Raw genomic sequence first — 22,570 nt, forward strand, 5'->3', positions numbered from 1 at the left:
CATCCATCACCCCACACAAACCGGAAGATATCCGGCATGGCACTGCGGTCGACCCCGGGTGGGTGCCCACCCGCATGGGCGGTGCCGACGCGCCCGACGACCTGACCGCCGAGCACCAGACACAGGCATGGCTCGCCGCGCATGAGGACGTGACCCCGAGGACGGGCGGCTACTGGCACCACAAGCGGACGCAGACACCACATCCCGCATCAGGACGAAGAGTTCCAGGCTCGCCTCGTCCAAGCCCTGGCGGGACTCACCGGCGGCCCGCTCGGCTGACCGCGCCTCGCGGCACCCGAAGCCGCCCACCGCGTCTGGGGCTCACCCCTGGAGAGCCCAGTCCATGCTGTCGTGGGCCTGGCTCTTCAACGAGAACGTACACAGGGCGGCGACGGCGCACAGTGCCGCCAGTATGACGCCGAAGGTGGACGATCCGTGGCTGGAGACGATCACCGGCGCGATGAGCGGGGTGATGCCGCCGCCGATGACCCCGGTGATCTGGTAGGAGATCCCCGAGGCGGTGTAGCGGTACCGGGTGGGAAACTGCTCGGGCAGGAAGGCTCCGACCGCGCCGCCCACCATGCCCGCGATCGCCATGGTGAAGCACAGCGCCAGGCCGTACGCAGCGATCGTGCCGGTGTTCAGAATCGGGAACAGGAAGAATGCCCACGCCACACCGACGAGGTGCGCGCCGCAGATGACCGCCCGGCGTCCCAGTCGGTCCGAGAGAGCCGCGCCGAGGCCGGTGAACATCGTGTAGACGAGGCCGGAGATCGCGGTGGCGCCCAGCACCTGGTTCCGGGACAGTCCGAGGTGCTCGACGCCGTAGTTCGCCACGAAGGACTGCGCGACATAGACGAAGGCCAGGGTCGTCAGCGCCACGCCGGCCGCGCGCACGATCGTCCACGGCTGCGTCTTCAGTGCGTCGAACAGGGGTGCGCGCTGAGGCGAGGTGCGCCTCTGGTCCTGGACGAAGACCGGGGTCTCCTCCACCTTCAGGCGGATGTAGAGGGCGATCACGACAAGGACGAGGGTGCAGACGAAGGGGATCCGCCAGCCCCAGGCGATGAATGTCTCTGTATCCACGAACAGGCCGACGACCAGGAGAGTCGCGGCCGAGAGGGAGACCGCCAGCGCTCCCCCGAGCTGAGGGAACATCGCATAGAGGCCTCGACGATGCGGAGGAGCATGTTCCGCGGCGAACAGCACCGCACCGGCCCATTCACCGCCGATCGCGAGGCCCTGCACGAAGCGCAGGACGACGAGGAGAATCGGAGCGGCTACGCCGATGACGTTGGCCGTCGGGAGCATGCCCATCAGGGCCGTCCCGATACCCATGCCGAGGACGGTGGCGATCAGGGTCGCCTTTCGGCCGTATCTGTCACCGAAGTATCCGAAGATCACGGCCCCGATGGGGCGGGCGACAAAGGCGACCCCGAGTGTCGCAAGTGACGCGATCGTGCCGGCGGCACCGCCGAGCGACGGGAAGAACACCTTCGGGAACACGAGCGCGGCTGCAACGCCGTACAGGCCGAAGTCGTAGGCCTCGATGAGGCTTCCCACGAAGCTCGCGAACGCCACGCGCCTGAATGACCGGCCTGCCCCGGGCGCGCGGTGGCCGCGGTGGGCTTCCTTGGCCTGATGGACGGCGTCGCCGTTTTTGGAGATCGTCATTGATCTGATCCTTGCTCTTGCGGATAACTGCGCGGAGTGCACGGCGCTACTCGAGTGGGAGATGGGGGGCTGCGGCAGAGATTTCCCGGGCTGCGGTTGTGCTCCCGAGTCGGCGGCGTTCCGCCCCGATCGGTGCGACGGCCCCGTCCTGCTGGTGGCAGGCAGCTCTTGGAATGGTGTTCCGACGAGGCCACGGAGCGGCCGGTAGGCGGTGCCCCGTCTCCTTCCGGTGATCGCCCTGTGTGAGAAGGAGAGGGTCGACTGGGGCACCGTACCGCGGCGTCGGTCGAGAATCTAGCGTTAATATATAATCTTTTTCTAGACCGCTCAGTATCGCGATGAAGGGGGATGGTGTGAAAGTCGCACCAGGTGGAGGAACCGAGACCCGACGCCGGGTGGCCAGGAAGCGCACCCGGCTGCCGGATGAGGTCGCGGCCCATGTTCGCGACCTCATCACGTCCGGTCAGGTTCGTCCGGGTGAGTTCCTTCGTATCGAGCGGATCGCTGAGGCGGTCGGCGTCAGTCAGACGCCGGTGAGGGAGGGGCTGTTGTCCCTCAAGAGCGAAGGCCTCGTCGACCTCCTACCCCGCCGCGGCTTCATCGTCGCGCCGATCATGCCCAGGGACATCCAGGACATGTTCTGGGCACAGGCGCAGGTCGCGGGCGAACTGGCCGCCCGAGCGGCCACGCGGATCACGAAGGAGCAGCTCGACTTTCTGGCGGGCAACGTCGAGCAGTATTCACAGGCGGTGAAGGCCGGCGACTGGGAGGCGATTCCCGAGGTCGGGCTTGCGTTCCACCACGAGATCAACCGAGCCGCGCAGTCGCGCAAGCTGGTGCTCCTGCTGGACACGATCACGGTCAACCTGCCCAATCGCTACTACTCCGCCGGGAACCCGAAGCACACGAACTGCGAGCACCCAAGGCTGTTGGAGGCGCTCCGCAGAGGGGATGCCGAGAAGGTGCGGCAGTTGATGGTCGATCACATCACGGGCCAGGGCGAGCGTCTCGTGAAGATGCTCGCGGAGCGGGGCCTGTGGGCCTCGTCGGACGACGACGAGGCCCAGGCCTAGAGCTGCTCCTGGCCGTCATGCGACTTCCCGGCGCATACCCTGCTTCGCGCCGAGCTCACGCAGAACAGGCGCGACGTCTTCAACGGTGTCGAGGGCCATGATGGAGGCCACCGCCGCTTCCGCGGATTCAGGAGCGAGCACACCCTGCGTGTTGACGAGGAACTTCTCAACCAATTCCTCGTCTGACGTGCCGACACCACCGCCCGCCTTGGGAGTTCCCTTTGGGTAGCGGAGCTCGGCAGCGTAGGTCCTTCCGTGGGCATCGATCTCGAGACGGGAAGGACGCGCCGCCGGATCCGTCGTCATGGACGAGATCCAGTCGGGGTGACGAGCGTACGTGATCCTCTTGGTGAGCCGCAGTACGTCCTCGTTGAAGATGACCTCGGGCGCCTGCCACCTCTTGCTGGGCGGCAGCTGCTGCGCTCCGACGGCGAGGCCGTGCGCGATGCTGAACTGTCCGTCGACCGGCCGGTTGATGTCGGTGGTCAGCCACGAGGCTCGCTCGACGTGGCCTTCGCCCCAAGCGCGGATGGCGTCGATCTCGTTCGGGCGGATGTTGTTCGCGCTCAACATGTCGTTGAGCAGGTCGAGCAGCCCGTGCAGCGCCCGGCAGTGCGGATAGTGCTTGAAGGAGTTCTCCGGCGGGAAGTTCCAGGTCTCCCCCAGGCCGGCCACGATGTTCTCGGGGACCCATCGCTTGGTGCCTATGAACCGGGGATAGCCGAACTCTGCGTCGTCGAAGGCCTGAATGTCACCCGTGTGACCCAGTTCTGCCATGTACGCGGCGGTGAGCGCCGTGTGAGCGATCGGACCCGCCATCGTGTACTTGATGGTGGAGATCGGTACGTGCTCGATCCATGAACGATGGGAGTTGACGGGAGTGATCGATGCCGCGACGCCAAGGGCGTGCTCGACCACGTCGTCGGTCGCCCCCCGCAACTTCGAGATCGCCGCCGTGGCACCGAAGATGGTGGAGGTATAGCCCAGGACAGAGGGCATGGACACCGTGTCGCCCTGGGTGTCCCGGATGTAGTCCATCGCCTTGCCGAAGCGGTTGGAGAGCTCGTGCGAGATGGCGACAGCGGTGATGAGATCTCGACCGGATGCGCCCTGGGTCTCGGCCACCGCAAGGGCGCCCGGCAGCACGTAGGGCGACACGTGTCCAGGCGGCAGGACGGCGTCGAAGTCGAGGGCGTTGATGAGCTCGCCGTTGGCGAACGCGGCGCCGAAGATTGATGACCGCTGGGTCGAGCCGAAGATGGTGGCGGATCTGTCGGTACCGCCGACGATCTGCGCGTACTCGATGCCGATCCGGCCCTTGAGGTCATCAGTCGCTGCGACGGCGCAGCCGAGCGAGTCGAGGAGAATGCGCTTTGACTCGTGAACGACGGCCGCCGGCAGCTTGTCGAAGGTCGAACTTGTGACGAAGTTTGCGATCTGTGCGCTGGTCGTCGCTCCCACAGGTAAGCCCTTCCATGAATGGCCGCGGTCTCGCCGCCACCATCGGAGAAATATTATATAGGATATGGACGCAGGCGTCGCCGTACTGCTGCATCGCCGACCATTAGGGGATGAAGACGCCCTTGCCTGTGGTCTGCTGCATGGCCACCCGGTAGGCCTCCGCGGCATCGGCCAGCTTCCAGGTCTCCGTGAACAGCGCATCGACGTCGATCCCTCGATCGAGGACGAACCGTGCGCAGTGCTCCATGGCCGGGACGGACAGCGTCCAGGACGGCACGGCGGTGATCTGCTTGTAGAGGTGCTCGGTCAGCTCAAAGTTGATCGTCGATCCGACCCCCACCCAGCACGCGGTACCCCAGAGATCAAGCACATGAAGGGCATCCTTCGCCGCCGAGGAAGCGCCCGACGTTTCGAGGCTCTTCGACACACCCCGTCCACCGGTCAGCTCACGGATCGCGTCGCTGACCGAGTCGACTTCGGCAGGATTGACCGTCTCCGAGGCACCGAAGTCGCGCGAGCGGGCAAGGCGACTGGCCGAGATGTCGAGTGCGATGACGCGCGCACCCATGGCGGATGCCAGCTGCGTAGCGGCCAGGCCGACCGGGCCCTGGCCGAAGATCGCCAACGTGTCATCACCGTGGAGCTGAAGTCGCTTGAGCGCTCCCCATGCCGTGCCGGTCCCGCAACTGATCGCTGCCGCAGCCAGGTAGGTGAGACCTTCCGGCATCGGCATGACCGTGGTGACCGGTACGGTGATGTAGGTGGCATGTGAGCCCGGGGCAGTCGCCCCCATGGCGGTGGCGCCCTCTCGGCACATCTGCGTCCAGCCCGAACGGCACTGATCGCACCGCCCACAGCCGAAGTAGTGGTGGACCATGACCCTCTGGCCGATCCAGTCCGTGGACACCTGACCGCCGACCGCCACCACATCGCCGGCGGGCTCATGACCCGCGATCACAGGCTTCGGCAGCTGAGGGCCGCGGAAGGTGTGCAGGTCGGAGCCGCACATACCCGAAGCCTTGATCTCGACTACTACTTCGCCATCCGCCGGAGTCGGGTCCGGGAACGTCTCGAGAGCCAGCTCGCGTTCGCCGTAGAACACCACGCCCTGCATGGGAAACCTCCAAGGCTTTGAATCGATGCGGAGGGGACTGTTGTGTGAGACACATCAGCACGATGACAATATTATCGATAATTGGGGGCGTCAAGGAAACGAGTCCATGGTTCAGCGACTCACGCAGCAGGAACCCCTCACGGGGTGGCGCTGATGGCAGCGCCACCGCACTGCTTCGCGCTGGTCCCGGCCGAGCCGCACGACCGGGCGCTTTGCCGACTCGTTCAGCCGCGAGTTCCGCACCTCGCCGGTACAACCGCAGCTTCGAAGCAGCCACAGGCGCTCTGCGACCTGATCCACATGTCCGGCCGCGCGTCAACCGGCGGTGCATCAGTCAACTCGGCGGCCTTGTGGGGGCCGCCGAACCGGCAATGCCAGCAGGCGTTGCCGGCGCGATCCTGCCGACGGCCCCGATCTGTCACGCCGCCCACACACGCCTTGCACCGGCCTCGGTGCGCGGTCAGCCGTTGAAGACGACCTCGGATCGTTCGCAACGCTTGTGCAACTCCCAGTACAACGGTGCGATCTACTCGGGCGTGGCCGTCGGTAAATCCTCCGGTCAGCACCTCGTCCACCAGCTCAGGAACGATCCACTCGGTGAGCAACCCGAGCCGGACCTCATCAGATGACCCGATCCATGGATGCGTGTCCTGTCAACGAACCAGCACCCGGGCGGTCATCGTGCCCGGGAGAGCAACTACTTGTATCGCTCCAGCAACGGCACCAACGGCATCGAGTGCCGGACGATGCCGGCCGACTTCCCGCCGTGGGACCGGGCATACGCGTTCTTCCGCCGCTGGCCCGACCACGGCCTGGTCAAGGAGTTCCACGACCGGAGTGTCATGCGATTGACGCTCCGCCGGGAGGCAGAGGCTGTTCCGCCCAGATGGTCTTGCCGTCGCGGGTATAGCGCGTGCCCCAGCGAGAGCTGAGCTGAGCAACCAGGAACAAGCCGCGGCCGCCCTCGTCGTGAGCGCGGGCACGGCGTACGTGGGGGGCGCTGAGGCTTCCGTCGGAGACTTCGCAGAGGAGAGCGTCGGCGCGGATGAGCCGCAACCCAATGGGGCCGTGAGCGTGCCGGATGGCGTTGGTGACCAGCTCGCTGACAATGAGTTCGGTGGTGAAACCAAGTGATTCCAGGCCCCAGCCCGCGAGTTGGCGGCCGACGAGCGTACGGGCCTGGGCCACGACAGACGGGTCCCTGGGCAGTTCCCAGGAGGCGACCCTGTCCGCTGTCAGCGCACGGGCACGGGCCAGGAGCAGGGCCACGTCATCGGGACTGCGCTCTGCCCCGACGGAGGACACTACGCTCTCCACCAGCTGTTCCAGCGGTCGGTCGGGGTGGGCCAGAGCGTGGGCAAGCCGGGCCAGCCCGACGTCGACATCCCGCTCACGGTCCTCGACGAGACCGTCCGTGTACAGCGCGAGGAGGCTGCCCTCGGCGACCGGACAGTCGGACGTTTCGAAGGGCGTCCCGCCCAGGCCCAGCGGCGGCCCCGGCGGGGTGGCGTCGAGGAACTCCGCAGTTCCGTCGGGCCGGACCAAGAGAGGTGGGGGGTGGCCGGCGCGGGCGAAGCTGCACAAGCGGGAGACAGGGTCGTACACCATGTACAGACAGGTGGCTCCCTGACAGTCGGGGTCCTCCTCGGCGAGGCGGATGACAAGGTCATCGAGGTGAATGAGGACCTCGTCGGGGTCAAGGTCGAGGTCTGCCAGAGTGTGGACGGCGGTGCGCAGCCGGCCCATGACGGCCGCCGCGTGCAGGCCGTGTCCGGTGACGTCACCGACCACCAGGGCGACGCGGGCGCCCGACAGCGGCAGGACGTCGTACCAGTCCCCGCCCGCCCCGGCGTGGACGGCGGCCGGCAGGTACCGGTACGCGGACTCGACCGCAGCGCAGTCGGGTAGACCGTGCGGCAGCAGGCTGCGCTGCAGCGCCAGGGCAGTGGTGTGCTCACGGCTGTAGCGGCGGGCGTTGTCGATACATACTGCGGCCCGCGAACAGAGATCCTCGGCCAGAGCCACATCGCCCTCGTCGAACCGGTGGCCGGCACGGTAACGAGCGAAGACGGCCACACCCAGCGTGACCCCACGCGCCCGCAGCGGCACCCCCAGCACCGATGGCACGCCGAACCTGCGGATGTTCTCAGCGGAGCGAGGGTGGAAGACCGGCCTTGTGTCGGCATCCAGCCTGCGAATGAGAACCGACCCCTCGCCCGTCAGACACTGGGCTTGCAGGGTGCCCGGGGGATACGCCACCGTCGCGCCCACTCCGTAGGCGGGTTCGGGAGCGCTGGCCAGCACCCACCGACGCCCCAGGCGACGAAGCAGCACCGACCCGTCCACCGGACCCGGAATCGATTCCTCACCTCGCACCGTGGGCTCCAGCAGATCGACGGTCGCGATGTCCGCCAGTCCGGGAACAGCCACGTCGGCCAGTTCCTGCGCGGTGCGTCCCACATCCAGTGTGGTGCCTATCCGCGCGCCGGCATCGGTCAGCAGTTCCAGACGCCGCTTCATCCGATCACCCTCGGTGACATCGACGAGCGTCTGACACATCCCCAGGATGTGTCCGTCCGAGTCGGTCAGCCGGAAGGAGGACACGGACCACACTCCCTCCCGCTCGGGGTCGGACGGGAGGCGGCCACGCACCTTGAAGCCGATCATCGGCAAGCCAGTGTCCCGCACCCGGCGAAGGCATTCCTCGGCCGCCTGGAAGGCGATCTCCGGCGCGACCTCGTAATTGCGGCGGCCGACGAACCGCTCGGCGGGCAGGCCGCAATCACGTTCGGCCACGGCATTGACCGCCCGGAAGCGCAGATCAGTGTCCACCACTGTGATGGAGATCGGAGCCTGTTTGAACAGCGCCTCGAGGATCGCCTGATCAACCTCCGACTTCTCCGCCTGCCGCGCGTCCTCAGCGCTTACCGACCAGCCGGCCTGCCCCTGACCGCAGAACACGGGACACACACGCAGTGCAACCCGCACCTCACGCCCATCTCGATGCCTCACGCCGATCACGCCGGCCCAGCCGCGCCCTGCTTGGTCTTCCGTGCGGCCAGCCATCGCCGTGTCCCACTCCTCCGGAGTGGTCAGCAGCCCCACGGCGGGTGTGCCACACACCTCGTCGGCCCGATAGCCGAAGAGCGACTCGGCTTCGAGGCTCCACAGCGAGATGCTGCCTTTGCCATCCACAAACACGGTGGCCACGCAGGGTCCGTGCCGCGACCCTTGCGACGCCGCGCCAAGGCCGCCGAACGCCCTCGGTACGCTCATGGGCACCAGCCAATCGTCGACCTCGCCCCTGCACACGACTATAGGGCTGCCGCGAACGACGGGACTCATCGAAAACGCCCCGACCGGTGGCGCAGCAGCGGACGACGGAGCCCACCACATCCGGCTCATCGCCGTGCCGCGGTCCGTGCGCGCTCGGTCGTGGTCAGCGGTGACACCAGCCCGCTGGACGCACTGGCAGCGCACGCGGAGGAGCGCCGTGCCGCGAACACGGTTCCCAACAGGGCGGCTTGTGAATCGGCGACCGTAGTGTCATCATGTGATGACATCACTTGATGACAAGATTGGCTTAGCCATGACGCCAACGCCTCCCGGTTCCTCCCGACGGCAGCGGGCGCTGGTCCCCGTGCTGGTCTCTGCCTGCATGCTCGTCGCGATCGTCAGCAGCGTCGGTGCTCCACTGATCCCGACGATCAGCGTCCAGGACCACGTCTCGCCCGCGAATGCCCAGTGGTCGCTCACAGTGACCTTGCTGGTGGGTGCCGTCAGCACCCCGGCGATGGGACGTCTGGGCGACGGACCGCAGCGTCGACGAGTGATCCTCCTCAGTCTGGCCGGGGTGTGTGTCGGCAGTCTGCTTGCGGCGCTGCCCCTTGGTTTCGGCTGGCTGATCACCGGCCGGGCGCTGCAGGGGGTCGGGATGGGGCTCATACCGTTGGCCATTGCCACCGCGCGCGACGCCCTCCCTGCGGAGCGGGCGCGTCCGACGGTTGCCGTGCTGTCACTCACCACAGCCGTTGGCGTCGGGCTTGGATTCCCTCTCACCGGCTTTCTCGCCCAGGCCTTCGGCATGTACGCGGCGTTCTGGTTCGCGGCCGTGGCTGCCGCCGCAGCATGGGCGGCAGCCTTTGTGGTCCTGCCTCCGGCACCTCCGCGCCCTGCGCACCGCCTGGACGTCTTGGGCCTGCTCTTTCTCACGGCCGGCGTCGGTGGGGTACTGCTCGCCTTGAGCCAGGGCGATCTGTGGGGCTGGTCGTCGACAAGCCTGCTGGTGCTGGTCGGCATGTCGGTCCTACTGCTGGCCTGGTGGGTCGTCCACGAGTCGCGCACGTCGCGTCCTTTGGTGAACGTGCGTCTGGTGCTGGACCGGACCGTGCTGGTGGCCAACCTCACGACCATCCTCGGCGGCGTGGGCATGTACCTGTTGATGTCGTCGGTGACGCGCTTCGTACAGACACCACGCAGTGCAGGGTATGGATTCAACACCTCCGTTCTCGTCACAGGTCTTGCGCTGGTGCCGTTCTCCGTGGCCAGCCTGGTGGCCGGCCGTCTCGCCCGCGTCCTGACCCGCCGTATGCCGCTGGCCGCTCTGCTGCCGCCGAGCGGCCTCGTCTCGCTTGCGGCCATGCTCTGCTTCACGTTCCAGCGTGACAGCCTCATTGAGGTGTTCGTCGCCATGGCCCTGGCCGGGCTCGGCGTCGGGCTCAACTTTGCCGCTGTCCCTGGCATGATTGTCACCGCCGTACCGGTCCACGAGACGGGCAGTGCCATGAGTTTCAATCAGGTCGTGAAGTACGTCGGCTACTCCACCGGCAGCGCTCTGGCTGCCGCAGTGCTGCAGGCCTACACGCCCTCCGGCCGATTCCTGCCCTCGGACGCAGGCTTCAGCGCGGTCGGAGTGCTGGGCTGCAGCGTGTGGGCGGTCACGGTGCTGGCGAGCCTTTCCCTCATCCGGTCGCCTCGCCGGGGTGCGAGGGACGGCGTGGCCGCAGGCCCGGCACGGCAGCGGGTGGGTCGGGCGCACGGCACCCTGCCGAAGCCCCGGGCAGTCGGCACGGCACGCACCCGCGGAAGTGGCACGTGAACGACACCACGGCTCCGCGCCGTCGCGACTCCGCCCGCAGCCGCGAAATGCTGCTGCAGGCGGCCATCCAACTGTTCGCCGAGCGTGGCTTCGAGCGCACCACAACGCGCGACATCGGGGAGCGCGCCGGGGTCGACCCCGCACTCATCGCCCGTTACTTCGGCGGCAAGACCCAGCTCTACATCGCCGCTTTGCAAGCAGAGCGGGGTGACACAGTCACTGCCGACCTCTTCGACACGAACCGGCTGCTCGACGTCTTCGAGCGGGCTGACAGCCGCGGCATCGTCCCGCATGTCCGCGTCGCCGTGCAGCCCCTCAGCGACCCGGCAGCGCAGGACGCCGCTCTTGCGGCGCTCCACAAGCGCCTCGTGGATCCGCTGCGCGAGCACTTCGTCCGCCTCGGACTGGATCGTGGACAGATGCGGGCAGAGATCATGGTGGCAGCAATCATCGGTGTTCTTCTGGGGCGCCATTCAGGCGCGTTCGACGAGCTGACCCGGGCAGAGCCCACCGAACTGGTCTCCATGCTGCACCAGACACTCGCGGGCGAAGGTGTGACACCATCGCCGTCCTCGGATGGAGGGAAGGCTTCGTGATGCGCCATTCGGCGATCGCCTCCATGCGTAGACGTCGGCCCGGCTACCGTGGCCACAGCGGCTCCGCAGTGATCATCCGCTATTGATTCCGAATTAAGTTGTCAACCGTGTCGTTGACAGGGCGTGCGTCATTTCAGCCGAGTGCGGCCGGGGGCGGTGGTGCGGTGGTCGCGAAGGTTCGACCGTCCCGTCTCAGGACCCACAGGACGTTCAGACGGTGTCGCGCAAGCGCGATGATTATCTGTCTGTGGCTCTTTCCCTCGGCTCTGTGAGGTCGGCCCAGGGCGCCCTGCCAGCATTGCTGCTGGTGAGTTTCCCCGGACCGCCTCCCGAACCCGGCGTGCCCGTTACCGTGCACCGGGCTCTCCGCAAGTCCCGCTGGATTACCTCGAGTTCCTCATCCCGCGGTCGGCCATGGCGAGGGGATCATCGCGCCCCGGTAGCGGTAGCGCGTGATGCGCACCTTCTCCGGGTCGAACAGCGTGATCTCCTCAGTGGTCGGCCACCCCTTCCTGTCGTGGTAACGACGGCTTAGTTCCTTCCAATGGGTCCGGCGGTGCTTGCGTCTGATCCACCTTCAGACCTGATGCCACACGATGTGGTGCAGATACTGGAACGTGGCGCTCGACACGCCGGGCGTAAGTAGGCGCACCATCCCCGCAGCATCGGATTGAGCTGTTGCAGCAGGTTCGGCAGCGGCTGGTTGAACCGCCCCGGGTTCGGTAGAGATCTCAGCTTGTGGTTGTGACCTGGGGTTTCGTGGATTCCCTGTAGTGGTTGGCCTCGTACTCGACGGGCGGAACGTGGCCTATCTCACCGTGGAGTCTGCGGTGGTTGTACCAGTCGACCCACTCGGCGGTGGCCAACTCGACCTGGGAGAGCGACTTCCAGGGCCGTCGGGGCTTGATCAGCTCGGTCTAGTACAGGCCGATCGTGCTCTCCATCAGGGCATTGTCGTAGGCGTCGCCCACCGATCCGATCGATGCGGCGATGCCGGCGGCGTCCAGATGCTCGGCGAGCCGGAAACTCGTATATTGCGACCCTGCATCCGAGTGGTGTATCAACTCGCCTGGCTGACCCGGGTGTTGGTCACGATCGCGTTGCCACACGGCCATCTCCAGAGCGTCCAGGACGAAGACCGTTTCCTTGACGGTGGCCGCGGACCAGCCGACGATCCGGCGGGAGAAGGTGTCCACGACGAAGGCGACGTAGACGACACCCGCTCAGGTCTTCACGTGGGTGAAGTCCGCGACCCAGCAACGGTTCGGGGCGGCAGCGACGAAGTCGCGGTCGAGCAGGTCTGGCGCCCGTTCGGCCTGCCCGCCGGGCAGCGTGGTGATCACGCGTTTACCGCGGACCGCTCCGGTGATGCCGAGTTCGCGCATCAGGCGTTCGACGGTGCAGCGGGCCACCGCATGTCCCTGCCGGTTCAGCTCGCGCCAGATCTTCCTGGCCCCGTAGACGCGGTAGTTGGCCTCGAAGACCTTGGTGATCCGTTCCTTGAGTTCGGCGTCCCGCACGGTCCTGGCCGACGGCGTGCTGCGTCGTTTGTGGTGGGCGTAGTAGGTGGAGGGGGCGATCTTGCAGTCGTGTCCGGTAAGGGTTCTGCAGATCGGCTCGACGCCGCCGAAGCGGTCCCGGTGCTCGTCGATGAACGCTACGAGCGTGTGTGTGGCCGGTCGAGCTCGGCCGCGAAGAAACTCGCCGCGGCCTTCAGGATCTCGTTGGCCCGCCTGAGTTCGGCGTTCTCCTTCTTCAACGCCTTGAGCTGGGCGGACTCCTCCGTCGTTGTCCCCGGACGGGTCCCCGCGTCGACCTCCTGCTGCTTCACCCAGTTCCGCAGCGTCTCGCGCGAGCCGATGTCGAGCTTCTCGGCCACCGCCTGCAGGGCGGCGGTCTCGTTCGGGTAGTCGTCGCGCACCTCGGCGACCATGCGCACCGCACGACGGCGGAGCTCAAGCGGGTATCGGGAAGGTCGTGCCATGACTCGATCCTTTCATGAAATCGAGTCTCCACTTCACCCGGGGCGGTTCACTCGAGCCCCGACACCATCGCCGGGATTAGGATTGTGTAACCCCGAGGATGCCGCTGGCCGCCTCTCACGGCCACTGGCTGCAAAGAAGACCGCCCGTTCCCATCAGTCAGAAGCCAGGTCACGGGGCGGGCAGCGAGGTCGGCCGCGTGCACAGCTGAGTCGGAGCGGGGCCAAAGATCAAACTTCATTCTTCCCACTGGTCCAGGAAAGCGTCGGCCAGCCCGGTGCCATCGTCGAGGGACTGTTCGGTCCAGACGATCTTGCCACGGGCCGGGTAGCGAGTCCCCCAGCGCTGCGCGAACTGGGCGACCAGGAACAGACCTCGTCCGCCTTCGTCGGTTGTGGCCGCCCGTCGCAGGTGCGGTGAGGTACTGGAACCGTCGGCGACCTCGCAGATCAGGTTACGGTCGTGCAGCAGGCGCAGCCGGATGGGCTGTATGCCGTACCGGATCGCATTGGTGACCAGCTCGCTGATGATCAGCTCAGTGGCGAAAGCGAGCTCTTCCAGGTTCCAGGACTCCAGCTGGCGGCTGGCATCGGCGCGGATGCGGGACACCACTGAGGGATCGGAAGGAACGTCCCATTCCCGGACCAGGGCCGGGTCGAGCATGCGTGTGCGCGCCACGAGCAGGGCGACGTCGTCTGCCGGGTGCTCGGGCAGCAGGGCGTCCACCACCGCCTGGCAGGTCTCTTCCAAAGTTGTGTGGGGACGGGTGAGGACGTCCCGCAGGAGATGGAAGCCTGTGTCGAGGTCGCGGTGCCGGTTCTCGATCAATCCGTCGGTGAACAGGGCCAGTCGACTGCCCTCCGGCAGGTGCAGTGTGGCGGTTTCGACCGGAAAGCTGCCGCCGAGGCCGAGGGGCGGTGAGACAGGGGTGTCGGGGAAGGAGACCGTGCCGTCGGGGTCGATCAGGGCGGGGCCCAGGTGGCCGGCACGGGCGATGGTGCACGTTCCGGCGACCGGATCGTAGATCGCGTACAGGCAGGTGGCTCCGGTGACCTCATGGTCAGCCTCCTCTCCGCTTTCGTCGGCGTCGATGTTGGCCACCAGCTCGTCCAGGTAGCCCAGCAGTTCATCGGCTGACAGGTCCAAGGCAGAGAGGTTGTGGACTGCGGTGCGCAGCCTCCCCATGGTTGCCGCCGCGTGCAGGCCGTGGCCGACCACGTCGCCCACCACCAGGGCGATGCGCGCTCCCGGGAGTGGGATGACGTCGACCCAGTCCCCGCCCACCCCGGCCTGCGCGGGCAGATAGCGCCACGCCACCTCCAGGGCGTTCTGCGCCGGCAGTCTCCGCGGCAGCAAACTGCGCTGCAGCGTCACGGCCATGGCGTGCTCCCGCGTGTACCGCCGCGCATTGTCGATACAGACAGCCGCCCTGGCCGCCAGTTCCTCGGCGAACAGCAGATCGTCCTTCCCGAACGCCGGCGAATCACCTGCCCGCCAGAAGTTCGCCAGGCCCAGCACCACACCTCTGGCCTGCAACGGCACGGCGATCAGGGAGTGCACTCCGAGCTTCAGGATCCCTTCGGTCCGGACACGATCCTGCTCCCGCCATCCCTGGGCGGCTCGCAGGTCGGCCTCAAGTTGTGCCCGGCCCTTCTTCAACGCCCGCCCCTGCGCTGTTGTGGCCTGGAACTTGATCAGCTCATTCAACGGATACAAGGGCGCCCCGCCCAGATCGCCGCTGATCGCCGTGCGCCGCATCCCCCGCCCCGGCTCCTCCGCCGGCTCCTCTCCTTGCACCACCCCATCCAAAAGGTCCACGGCGACGATGTCGGCGAACCGCTCCGCGGCCATCTGCGACAGCTCCTCCGCGGTGCGCACCACGTCCAGAGTGGTCCCGATCTTCACTCCGGCGTCGTAAAGCAGCTTCAACCGCTCCCGCGCTTCTTCCGCCCGCCCCGACACCACCGCAAGCTCCGTGGTGTCCCGCAACGTCACCACGCTGCCCGCCTGCCCGCCGTAGGGGGCAGTGGGCCGCTTGTTCACCGCAAGGAACCGGTCGCCGACCAGACACACCTGATCCGTGACCGGCGCTTGCGAGGCGAGGAGCCCGGCTGTCGTGGTGTCGAGACTCACCTCGCCCACGTCTCGCCCCTCCGCTTCCACCGGCAGGTTGAGCAGTCGCTGCGCTTCATCGTTGACCAGCAGGAGCCGCCCGTCGGCTCCGATGATGAGCACGCCCTCCCGGACCGCGTGCAGCACCGCATCGTGGTGCTCGTACATCCGAGCCATCTCAACCGGCCGCAACCCGTGCGTCTGCCGCCTGAGCCGCCGGGAGACCAGCATCGTGCCGGTGGTGGACGCAGCGAGAACGGCAGCACCGGCACCGAGGACGACCGGCAGCTGCTGCTGGGCCGTGGCGGTCGCGTGTGCGACCAGGCGCCCGGCGGACACTGCCCCGGCGACCGAGCCGTCGGCCCGGAACACGGGAACCGCCACCGCGATGTAGTCCCTGCCTTTGGCCCAGGGCATGGTCCGGTCCTGCCGTGACAGAACGGTGCGCTCGATATCGACGCGGCCGGCCAGCACGGGGGCCATGGAGAGAGCGTACTTGGTTCCGATGTACTTCGGGTTGGGATGGGTGACGCGGATCCCGTGTGTGTTCACGACGTTGAGCCAGTCAAGACCAGCCCGCCTCCAGGCCGCGTCCGCGCGTGGCTGCAGTACCGCTGTTGGATTTCTGCTGTCCAGCGCCGCCACGATTCCCGGCGAGTTCGCAAACGCCTGAGCTGCGGCCAATGACTGCTGTCGGGCTTCTCGCAGAGCGGCCTGTTTCCCGTACAGAACCAGGGCGCCCACTGCCGCCGCAACCAGCACCACGGCGATGAGGAACTGCGGGACGAATACCTGCCCTGCGGCGCTGCTCAGGAAGAGCAGAGAGCGCGGCCTGGACGCCGGCTTCGAACCGGTACCGGAGACCGATCCGGACGGCCGCTTGGGATCGCCATCCGCCGGTAGTGACGTAACATGATTGCTCCGATGCGCACCGTCCGCACCCCGTCCACCGTCCGATACATGACTGACGGATCCGTATCGATCATGCGGTGTACCAACGAAGAGACGTCGGAACGGGCGACGGTTCCGGAGGAAATGCGCCTTCATAAGCTATTCGTACACTGGTATCCACTCTAATGTGAATCCTGGGTGTCACCCGGCGCCGCCGTCCAGGCGATACACGGGGACGGCCAGGAGCAGTGCTTGGATTGCCACCCCCGCCGACGACATCGCCGATCCGGCCGACGCGCCGCATGTCGTCACGTGGCCGCTGGAACGCTTCGGGTGGATCGACACCCTCGGTGAAACGACGCCGGTGTGTCCATCGCCAAGCGTTCGCGGACCACGCCGCGCCGGCCGACCAGGGCCTTGTGCCCTGGCCGGCCGGTCGCATCAGGAACTTGTGCGATCTCTCGGACGCTCCGTCGACTACTTGCGGAACGCGGAGAAGTCGAACTCGGGGTCGCCGATGGTGGTGAACCAGGTGCGGATCTGCGACTCCTTGCCGCTGAAGGCAAGACCCAGCTGCAGCAGAATGCGGGCCTTCTGGGGCGAGAGGTCAGCGGCTCCAATGACGCCGGGGGTGCCGTCGTCGTAGGTGCCCTCGCCGCCGGTCCGGGTGGACGATACGAAGAGCACGCCCTTCTTGATCGCCGCCGCTTGAGCCGCGCTCTGCGCGGTCGAGATGTCGCCGGGGCCGTGGCCCGAGGTGACGATGCCCTTCTCGCCGGCCTTCACCAGAGCGTCGATCGGAACCGGGGAAGAGTCGATGTAGCTGCTGACGATGTCCACCGGCGGCAGGTCGGACGCCGCCTTCTTAGAGAGGTCGAACGGCGTCTTCCAGGAGTTCTTGCCGCACTTCATCACGCGGGCGGGCGCACGCATCGTACGGATGTGGTCCTCGTTGACCACGCCCAGTGCGCCGTAATTGCCGGCGCCGAAGGTGTCCATGCGGTAGCCGTCAGTCTTGGTGACTTCCCGGGCGGCGAAGAACTGGTCGTTCATCAGCATGACAGTGCCGTAACAGGTGGTCTTGCCACTGGCGGCCAGCCGGATGGAGCTGAACATGTTGGTCGCACCGTCGGTGGTGAAGGTCTGCGACTGGTGCATCGAGCCGCTGATGACCACCGGCTTGTTCGACTGCACGGTCAGGTCCAGGTAGTAGGCATCCTCCTCGAGCACGTTGGTGCCGCTGTTGACGACCACTCCGTCGACACCGGGCAACGCCAGGGCTGCGTCAACCGTGCGGGAGAGGTCGTACATGTTCTTGGTGCTGGTCTGAGTTGAAGCCCCGGTGATGTCCGTCTTCACGACCGAGACGTTGGCCACCTTCCCCAGTTCCGGGTACAGCGGCTTGAGGACGTCCTGTATGCCACCGGGGAGAGTCGGGCCGTAGTGCTGATAGCTGATGCGGTCCTTGGCCGTGGCGGTGATCGTGCCACCGGCGTCCACCACCACGATGTCTGGCAGCTTCGGGTTCCGCGTGGCGAGCGCAACGGGCTTCACCACGAACTTCGGCGGCTTGGGCGTTGCCGCGCCGGCCGCAGTCGAGTCCGTTGCAGAGGCATTCGCCAGGGACAGCACGGTCGCTGTCACACCAACGGCAACCGATAGGGCAACTGCGCTGACGCCGATCTTTTTCAAGCGGATCTCACTCCTCGTAGGGATACACTGCGAATTTTTTGAGTAGGAAAAACGACGCCGTTGCGTCACCCGCTCAGCACATCCCATCCGGACTGGCCTGCGCATTGAGCGCGGCTTTCGACTGACCGTGAATGACGACATGAAAGCGGTAAGCGATCGCTCACCTCTGCTCGGCGAGCCGATGCGCCTGACCACCGCCCGACAGCATTTCCTGAAATTCGGTGAACGCTGCCCGATGGCCACAGAATGAAGGCAGGGATCAGTCAGCGCTTCTAGCCGGAGCGACGGCGCGATGTGACTCGTTGGTTTCGCCGAGCGCCTGGTTCGCCGTCTCCGGGCCCCAGGTGAAGCCAGCGACACCGCCGACGACCAGCAGCACCATGCAGGCACCGAGAGCGACCGAGATTCCGTAGCTGCCGACTACCACGGGCATCAGGAAGGTCGTCACCGCAGAACCGAGTCGACTGGCCGCCACGGCCAGACCCACCCCTTGACCCCGCAGCCGAGTGGGGAATAGTTCGGCCGGGTACACGTAGACCACGTTTCCCGTCGAGACGATGACCAGAGCGAAGACCGCGAAGAGCACGAGCGTGACCATGGGATCGAGATTCGTGCCGAACGTCAGGGGGGCAAGTAGCAGCGCGGCGATCAGGAATCCGCCGAACAGCAGCACGCGCCGCCCCATTCGGTCCACCACGAAATAGCCCAGCAGGGCACCGATGGCCACGCACACGTTGTAGCCAAGGGCACCGACGAAGGCGTTCTGCACACCCAGCGTCTTCAGCACGTACGGCGAGAAGGTCCCGAGCGCGAAGTTGGGCATCACGCCGACCGCGTACGCCATGCACGCGATGAGGGTGCGGCGCACGAACTTCCGCCCGAAGAGGTCGCGGGTTGTCTCGGTGGACGCCCCAGTGGGGTTCGCGGCCTCGGGAAGCTCCACGTGGGCACCGAGCTTCTCGGAAACGATGGCCCGAGCCCGCTCCACCTGCCCTTGCTGCACAAGCCACCGCGGAGATTCGGGGATGCCGAGCCGCAGTAGGAAGACGATCACGGCCGGGACGGCTGAGCTGATCAGGATGAGATGCCACCCGATGTCGGGGATGTCCCGCAGGAACAAACCGACGACGTACGCGGACGCGAAGCCCGCGGCCCAGGCGATACCTAGCATGCTCAGCGCGCGACCTCGCCAGTGCGCGGGCGTGTATTCCGCGAGCAGCGCCTTGGAGGCGACATAATCGCCACCGAGGAGAATTCCGAGAACCAACCGGATCGCAAACAGTGACCATCCCGGCTCCGCCCAGAACTGAACGAGCGAAACGACGGCGAAGACAAGCATAAGAGGCCCATAGAAGGGCTTGCGGCCGAAGCGGTCGACCAGACGGCCTGCTATCAGCGCGCCGAGGAAGAGTCCGATGAGCGTCGAAGAGGCCAGCAGTCCCATCCAGACATCATCAATCTTCACCGACTGGGCTGCAGTTGCCAGCGCGATCCCGCTCACGCCGAGGACATATCCGTCCGACAGCGAGCCTGTCGCCGAGGCCGTACCGACCCGCCAGTGGAATTTCATAACCGGGGCTTCATCAAAGAGAACTGGATGCGCCGGGTACTTCACCTTCATGTGCGCCTGTCTTTCACTCCACGAGCGCTGCATTTCCACTTACTGGCGGTCGTTTCACCGCCCGGATCGCTGCGACTCGTACCCATCCCGCGTGGTTTCGCATGGACATCAACACGCTTGCTTGCCAATGATTCACGGCAAACACCGCATGTCTAATACAATCTGACGAAATCACTTATATCAAACTCGTATGGGAAGACAACGCCTGTCCCAGTGCTTTGCCGTCCGCGACATGTCAAACTCGGACACCGACGTTGGACGACCCGACCGACGCGACACTGCGTCGGTCCGAAACATGTCGGAGGTAATCCTTGCTCCAGCAACCGCCCGAGCGCTACCGCGGCTACCGCGCCGCCGGCATACGGCTCACTGAGGAGCTCCTCGACGATCTGTCGTTCCATCGGACCGAGAAGTTCGGTGTGACGCTGGATGCCGTGCATGCCTTCGACAAGGCGCACATCGCGATGCTGGTCGAGCAGGGACTCATCGACCGGAGCGACGGGAAGCGGATCTTCGAGGCGATTCGCCGGATGGAACGCCAAGGCGTATGGGAGACGCGACTGCGCGCCCAAGGCGGCGAACATTCGTGCGAACAATATCTAATCCAGAATCTTGGTGAGCAGATCGGAGGACAGATCAATCTGGGGCGCAGCTCCGGTGATCTGGGCGAGGTCTCACGACGGCTGACCATGCGCACAAAGATCATCGGCGCTCTTGCGGCCCTGAACAGTCTTCGGGAACGCCTTATCCGGCTTTCCGAACGCCACATCGACGTCGTATTTCCGGCTCAAACTTTCCTGCAGCATGCGCAACCGACATCGTTGGGACACTGGTTCGGCATGTGGGCCACTGCCCTGGCGCGCGACACGGACCGGTTCCTCGGACTTTTGGCCCGGGTCAATCAATCGCCAGCGGGAGCCGGAATCCTCACCGGCAGTGAATTCCCCATCGACCGGCACCGCACGGCGGAGCTCCTTGGCTTCGACGCACCGATGTCCAATACCTTCGATGCGATCATCAGCCACGACGTCAATCTCGAAGCAGTCTCGGTGACAGGGACCGCATGGTCCGACCTCGCCCGGCTGAGCGACGACGTCGAACTCTGGCTCGCAAGTGACGTGCAGTACATCGACGTTCCGGACCGTTTCTGTGACACCTCTAGTGTGATGCCGCAGAAGCGCAATCCGAGCCTTCCTCAGCAGATCAAGGCCCAGGCGGTGAAGGCGACCGGGGTGATCATGAGCGGGTTCATGGCTGAACGCGGTCCCTCCGGACAGCCGATGCTGGAACGGTTCGAGGCCGAGCGCCTTCTGTGGGAGTTGCTGGACGACCTCGTGCCGCTGGGCAAGGACCTCGGTCTCATGCTCGAGGCGCTCACTCCGCGAACCGGGCGCATGCTGCAAGCGGCACTCGACGGCTGGTCCACCGCCAGCGATCTCGCAGGGCTCATGGTAGCCGGCGCCGGCCTGCCCTGGCGATCGGCGCATCAGATCACGGGTATCGTTGTGCGCCTCAGCGGCGAGCGCGGCATCTCACCGGACCAGGTCACGTCTGAACTCATAGACGAAGCCGCCGAACTCTATTTCGGCAAGGCTCTCGGCCTTGCGCCTGAGGCGATCGCCGCCACAATTGACCCGGCGCAGTCGGTACAGCGACGATCCGTGTACGGGGGGCCGGCACATGCCAGGCAGGAGGGCGCCCTCGAGGAACTGCGGCATGGGCTGCAGCAGGACAGGGCCGTCGTCCGCAGCTACCAGGAGCGTATCAACGAGGCTGCTCGCCAGCTGGAAGAGGCCATCGATGCAATCCTGATCTGAAGCGCTCATCCTCGGGGAGTCTACTGTGGTAAGGCATACAGTTCGCTTCCGTATGAGCGGAGTCCGGGAGAGCGATGTCCGATGAGCCTGACACGACTCAGCTACTTCGTGGCCGTGGCCGAGGAACTGAGTTTCACCAAAGCCTCCGCACGGCTGCATGTGTCGCAGCCGCCCCTCACTCAGCAGATCCAGCGACTGGAGGACGAGCTGGGTGAGAAGCTGGTGGACCGGTCCACCAGGCGGATCTCCCTCACACCGGCGGGCGAGGCGCTGCTCCCCGAGGCGCGACGCATCCTGCAGCAGTACCGGGGCCTCCCGGCCCTGGTGCACGAAGCCGCAAAAGGGCGAGCTGACGCGTTCTCCGTGGGATGCGTCCCATCGGCGATCATCGGCTTCGCCCCGAAACTCCTCGAGGCGTACCGCGAGGTGGAGCCCACCGTCTCCATCCGCGTCCACGAGCTCAATGTGGAGGAACAGATGCACCTGCTCCGCACTTCGGGCCTGGACATCGGTGTGTTCCGGAGCCACACGCCGCCTGAGGACTGGATGACTTTCGACCTGCCGGCAGACGACTACTGTGTGGCCGTTGCCACGAAGCATCCTCTCGCGGCTCAGCAGACGGTACGGTGGTCAGACCTCGTGACTGAACGCTTCGTCATGGCTGATCGCGCCAAGGCGTCATTGGAGTTCGACTCGGTCGTGGCCAGCTGCCTCGCCAACGGGTTCAGTCCCGACCTGGTCGCGGAAGCCGTGACCGGCTACAACCTCGTAGCCCTTGTGGCTTCGGGTCTCGGCGTCGCCGTGGTGCCGGGGCGTGCGGCGGCGCTCAAGCACGAGGGAGCCGTCTACCGGCCGCTGACGCCTCCCGCACCCGCCGTTCCCCTGCGTATGGTGATTCGGCCCGAACGCTTCAACGACAGCGCCCGTCATTTGGTCGACGTGGGACAAACAGTGTCCGTCCCGACGCTCACATGATTCGGGGCCCCAGAGGCCGGTCTCTGCGGACAGGCACTGCCACAAGCGCCCTGGCGATCTCAAGCTCCGGGGCGTTCGGTGTTGCAGTGGCAGGCATACGCTAAGGGCTCCCAGAGAATCAAGGTGTTGCTTCGCGTGATGCGGCTCGTTGTTGTGATATGAGCGTCTCCGATGGGGTCCGTGGTCAACTCGCAAAGTTCGGGGTGTTGTTTCCACACCTGGATGAGCGGCAGCGGCGTCTGCTGTTGGGAGCCGAGGCCCGGATCCTGGGGCATGGCGGTATCCGGGCGGTCGCACGGGCGGCCCAGGTCAGCGAGACGACAGTCCGCAAAGGCGTGGACGAGCTGGAGGCCGGCGAGGAGCCTCAAGCCTGCGTTCCGCGTAATTCAGCGGCATAGAGTCACGAATCTGGGGTCTGACCTGCGCGGACATGGGTAAGGGCGCCTGAGGGGCGTTTCTCTAGG

Annotated in this window: 14 protein-coding genes and 2 pseudogenes; 7 read left to right on the forward strand and 9 right to left on the reverse strand. The window is 66.1% G+C overall.

Annotation, left to right across the window (positions count from 1 at the left end; genetic code table 11):
- Nucleotides 1–321 precede the first annotated feature (321 nt).
- A complete protein-coding gene (locus tag ACWC2T_RS36835; RefSeq protein WP_450674692.1) occupies nucleotides 322–1,716 on the reverse strand; it encodes an MFS transporter in 1,395 nt (464 codons plus the stop codon).
- Nucleotides 1,717–2,069: 353 nt separating this feature from the next.
- On the opposite strand from ACWC2T_RS36835, the gene ACWC2T_RS36840 reads away from it, so the two are divergent.
- The gene (locus ACWC2T_RS36840; RefSeq protein ID WP_450674693.1) at nucleotides 2,070–2,747 is read left to right on the forward strand and encodes a GntR family transcriptional regulator; all 678 of its coding nucleotides are present in this window, start codon (nucleotides 2,070–2,072) and stop codon (nucleotides 2,745–2,747) included.
- Nucleotides 2,748–2,762: 15 nt separating this feature from the next.
- Here the strand turns inward: ACWC2T_RS36840 and ACWC2T_RS36845 are convergent, their stop codons facing one another.
- The 3 genes from ACWC2T_RS36845 to ACWC2T_RS36855 all read right to left on the reverse strand — a co-directional run bounded on the left by ACWC2T_RS36845 (nucleotide 2,763) and on the right by ACWC2T_RS36855 (nucleotide 8,532).
- Nucleotides 2,763–4,208 (reverse strand): MmgE/PrpD family protein, encoded by a 1,446-nt coding sequence (locus ACWC2T_RS36845; protein WP_450674694.1) that lies wholly within the window; start codon nucleotides 4,206–4,208, stop codon nucleotides 2,763–2,765.
- A gap of 103 nt (nucleotides 4,209–4,311) precedes the next feature.
- Complete coding sequence (locus ACWC2T_RS36850) at nucleotides 4,312–5,322, reverse strand: alcohol dehydrogenase catalytic domain-containing protein (RefSeq protein WP_450674695.1); 1,011 nt, start codon at nucleotides 5,320–5,322, stop codon at nucleotides 4,312–4,314.
- A gap of 840 nt (nucleotides 5,323–6,162) precedes the next feature.
- Complete coding sequence (locus ACWC2T_RS36855; RefSeq protein WP_450674696.1) at nucleotides 6,163–8,532, reverse strand: SpoIIE family protein phosphatase; 2,370 nt, start codon at nucleotides 8,530–8,532, stop codon at nucleotides 6,163–6,165.
- Between the two features lie 346 nt (nucleotides 8,533–8,878).
- Between ACWC2T_RS36855 and ACWC2T_RS36860 the strand changes: the two genes are divergently transcribed.
- Both ACWC2T_RS36860 and ACWC2T_RS36865 read left to right on the forward strand, forming a co-directional pair.
- Nucleotides 8,879–10,420, forward strand: a complete 1,542-nt coding sequence (locus tag ACWC2T_RS36860) for an MFS transporter (RefSeq protein WP_450674697.1) — start codon at nucleotides 8,879–8,881, stop codon at nucleotides 10,418–10,420.
- Nucleotides 10,417–11,016: a TetR family transcriptional regulator gene (locus ACWC2T_RS36865; protein WP_450674698.1), complete on the forward strand. Its 600-nt coding sequence runs from the start codon at nucleotides 10,417–10,419 to the stop codon at nucleotides 11,014–11,016. Before ACWC2T_RS36860 ends, ACWC2T_RS36865 begins: the two co-directional genes overlap by 4 nt.
- Before the next feature lie 531 nt (nucleotides 11,017–11,547).
- Here the strand turns inward: ACWC2T_RS36865 and ACWC2T_RS36870 are convergent.
- The 4 genes and pseudogenes from ACWC2T_RS36870 to ACWC2T_RS36885 all read right to left on the reverse strand — a co-directional run bounded on the left by ACWC2T_RS36870 (nucleotide 11,548) and on the right by ACWC2T_RS36885 (nucleotide 17,693).
- Nucleotides 11,548–11,781, reverse strand: a complete 234-nt coding sequence (locus ACWC2T_RS36870; RefSeq protein ID WP_450674704.1) for a group II intron maturase-specific domain-containing protein — start codon at nucleotides 11,779–11,781, stop codon at nucleotides 11,548–11,550.
- A pseudogene (locus tag ACWC2T_RS36875) lies at nucleotides 11,748–13,000 on the reverse strand (IS3 family transposase). Before ACWC2T_RS36875 ends, ACWC2T_RS36870 begins: the two are co-directional and overlap by 34 nt.
- A 235-nt stretch (nucleotides 13,001–13,235) precedes the next feature.
- On the reverse strand, nucleotides 13,236–15,932 hold the full coding sequence (locus ACWC2T_RS36880; protein ID WP_450674705.1) for a SpoIIE family protein phosphatase: 2,697 nt from the start codon (nucleotides 15,930–15,932) through the stop codon (nucleotides 13,236–13,238).
- A gap of 546 nt (nucleotides 15,933–16,478) precedes the next feature.
- On the reverse strand, nucleotides 16,479–17,693 hold the full coding sequence (locus ACWC2T_RS36885) for an asparaginase (RefSeq protein WP_450674699.1): 1,215 nt from the start codon (nucleotides 17,691–17,693) through the stop codon (nucleotides 16,479–16,481).
- A 127-nt stretch (nucleotides 17,694–17,820) separates the two neighbouring features.
- On the opposite strand from ACWC2T_RS36885, the gene ACWC2T_RS36890 reads away from it, so the two are divergent.
- Nucleotides 17,821–17,943, forward strand: coding sequence for a hypothetical protein (locus ACWC2T_RS36890; RefSeq protein ID WP_450674700.1), 123 nt, complete (start codon nucleotides 17,821–17,823; stop codon nucleotides 17,941–17,943).
- Between the two features lie 9 nt (nucleotides 17,944–17,952).
- On the opposite strand, the gene ACWC2T_RS36895 is transcribed toward ACWC2T_RS36890, so the two are convergent.
- Complete coding sequence (locus tag ACWC2T_RS36895; RefSeq protein ID WP_450674701.1) at nucleotides 17,953–19,314, reverse strand: MFS transporter; 1,362 nt, start codon at nucleotides 19,312–19,314, stop codon at nucleotides 17,953–17,955.
- Nucleotides 19,315–19,625: 311 nt separating this feature from the next.
- On the opposite strand from ACWC2T_RS36895, the gene ACWC2T_RS36900 reads away from it, so the two are divergent.
- The 3 genes and pseudogenes from ACWC2T_RS36900 to ACWC2T_RS36910 all read left to right on the forward strand — a co-directional run.
- The gene (locus ACWC2T_RS36900; protein ID WP_450674702.1) at nucleotides 19,626–21,131 is read left to right on the forward strand and encodes an argininosuccinate lyase; all 1,506 of its coding nucleotides are present in this window, start codon (nucleotides 19,626–19,628) and stop codon (nucleotides 21,129–21,131) included.
- Between the two features lie 81 nt (nucleotides 21,132–21,212).
- The gene (locus tag ACWC2T_RS36905) at nucleotides 21,213–22,106 is read left to right on the forward strand and encodes a LysR family transcriptional regulator (RefSeq protein WP_450674703.1); all 894 of its coding nucleotides are present in this window, start codon (nucleotides 21,213–21,215) and stop codon (nucleotides 22,104–22,106) included.
- 158 nt (nucleotides 22,107–22,264) lie between these two features.
- A pseudogene (locus tag ACWC2T_RS36910) lies at nucleotides 22,265–22,471 on the forward strand (ISAzo13 family transposase); the annotation flags it as partial.
- Between the last annotated feature and the right edge of the window lie 99 nt (nucleotides 22,472–22,570).

This window comes from Streptomyces sp. NPDC001393, from assembly GCF_053597455.1.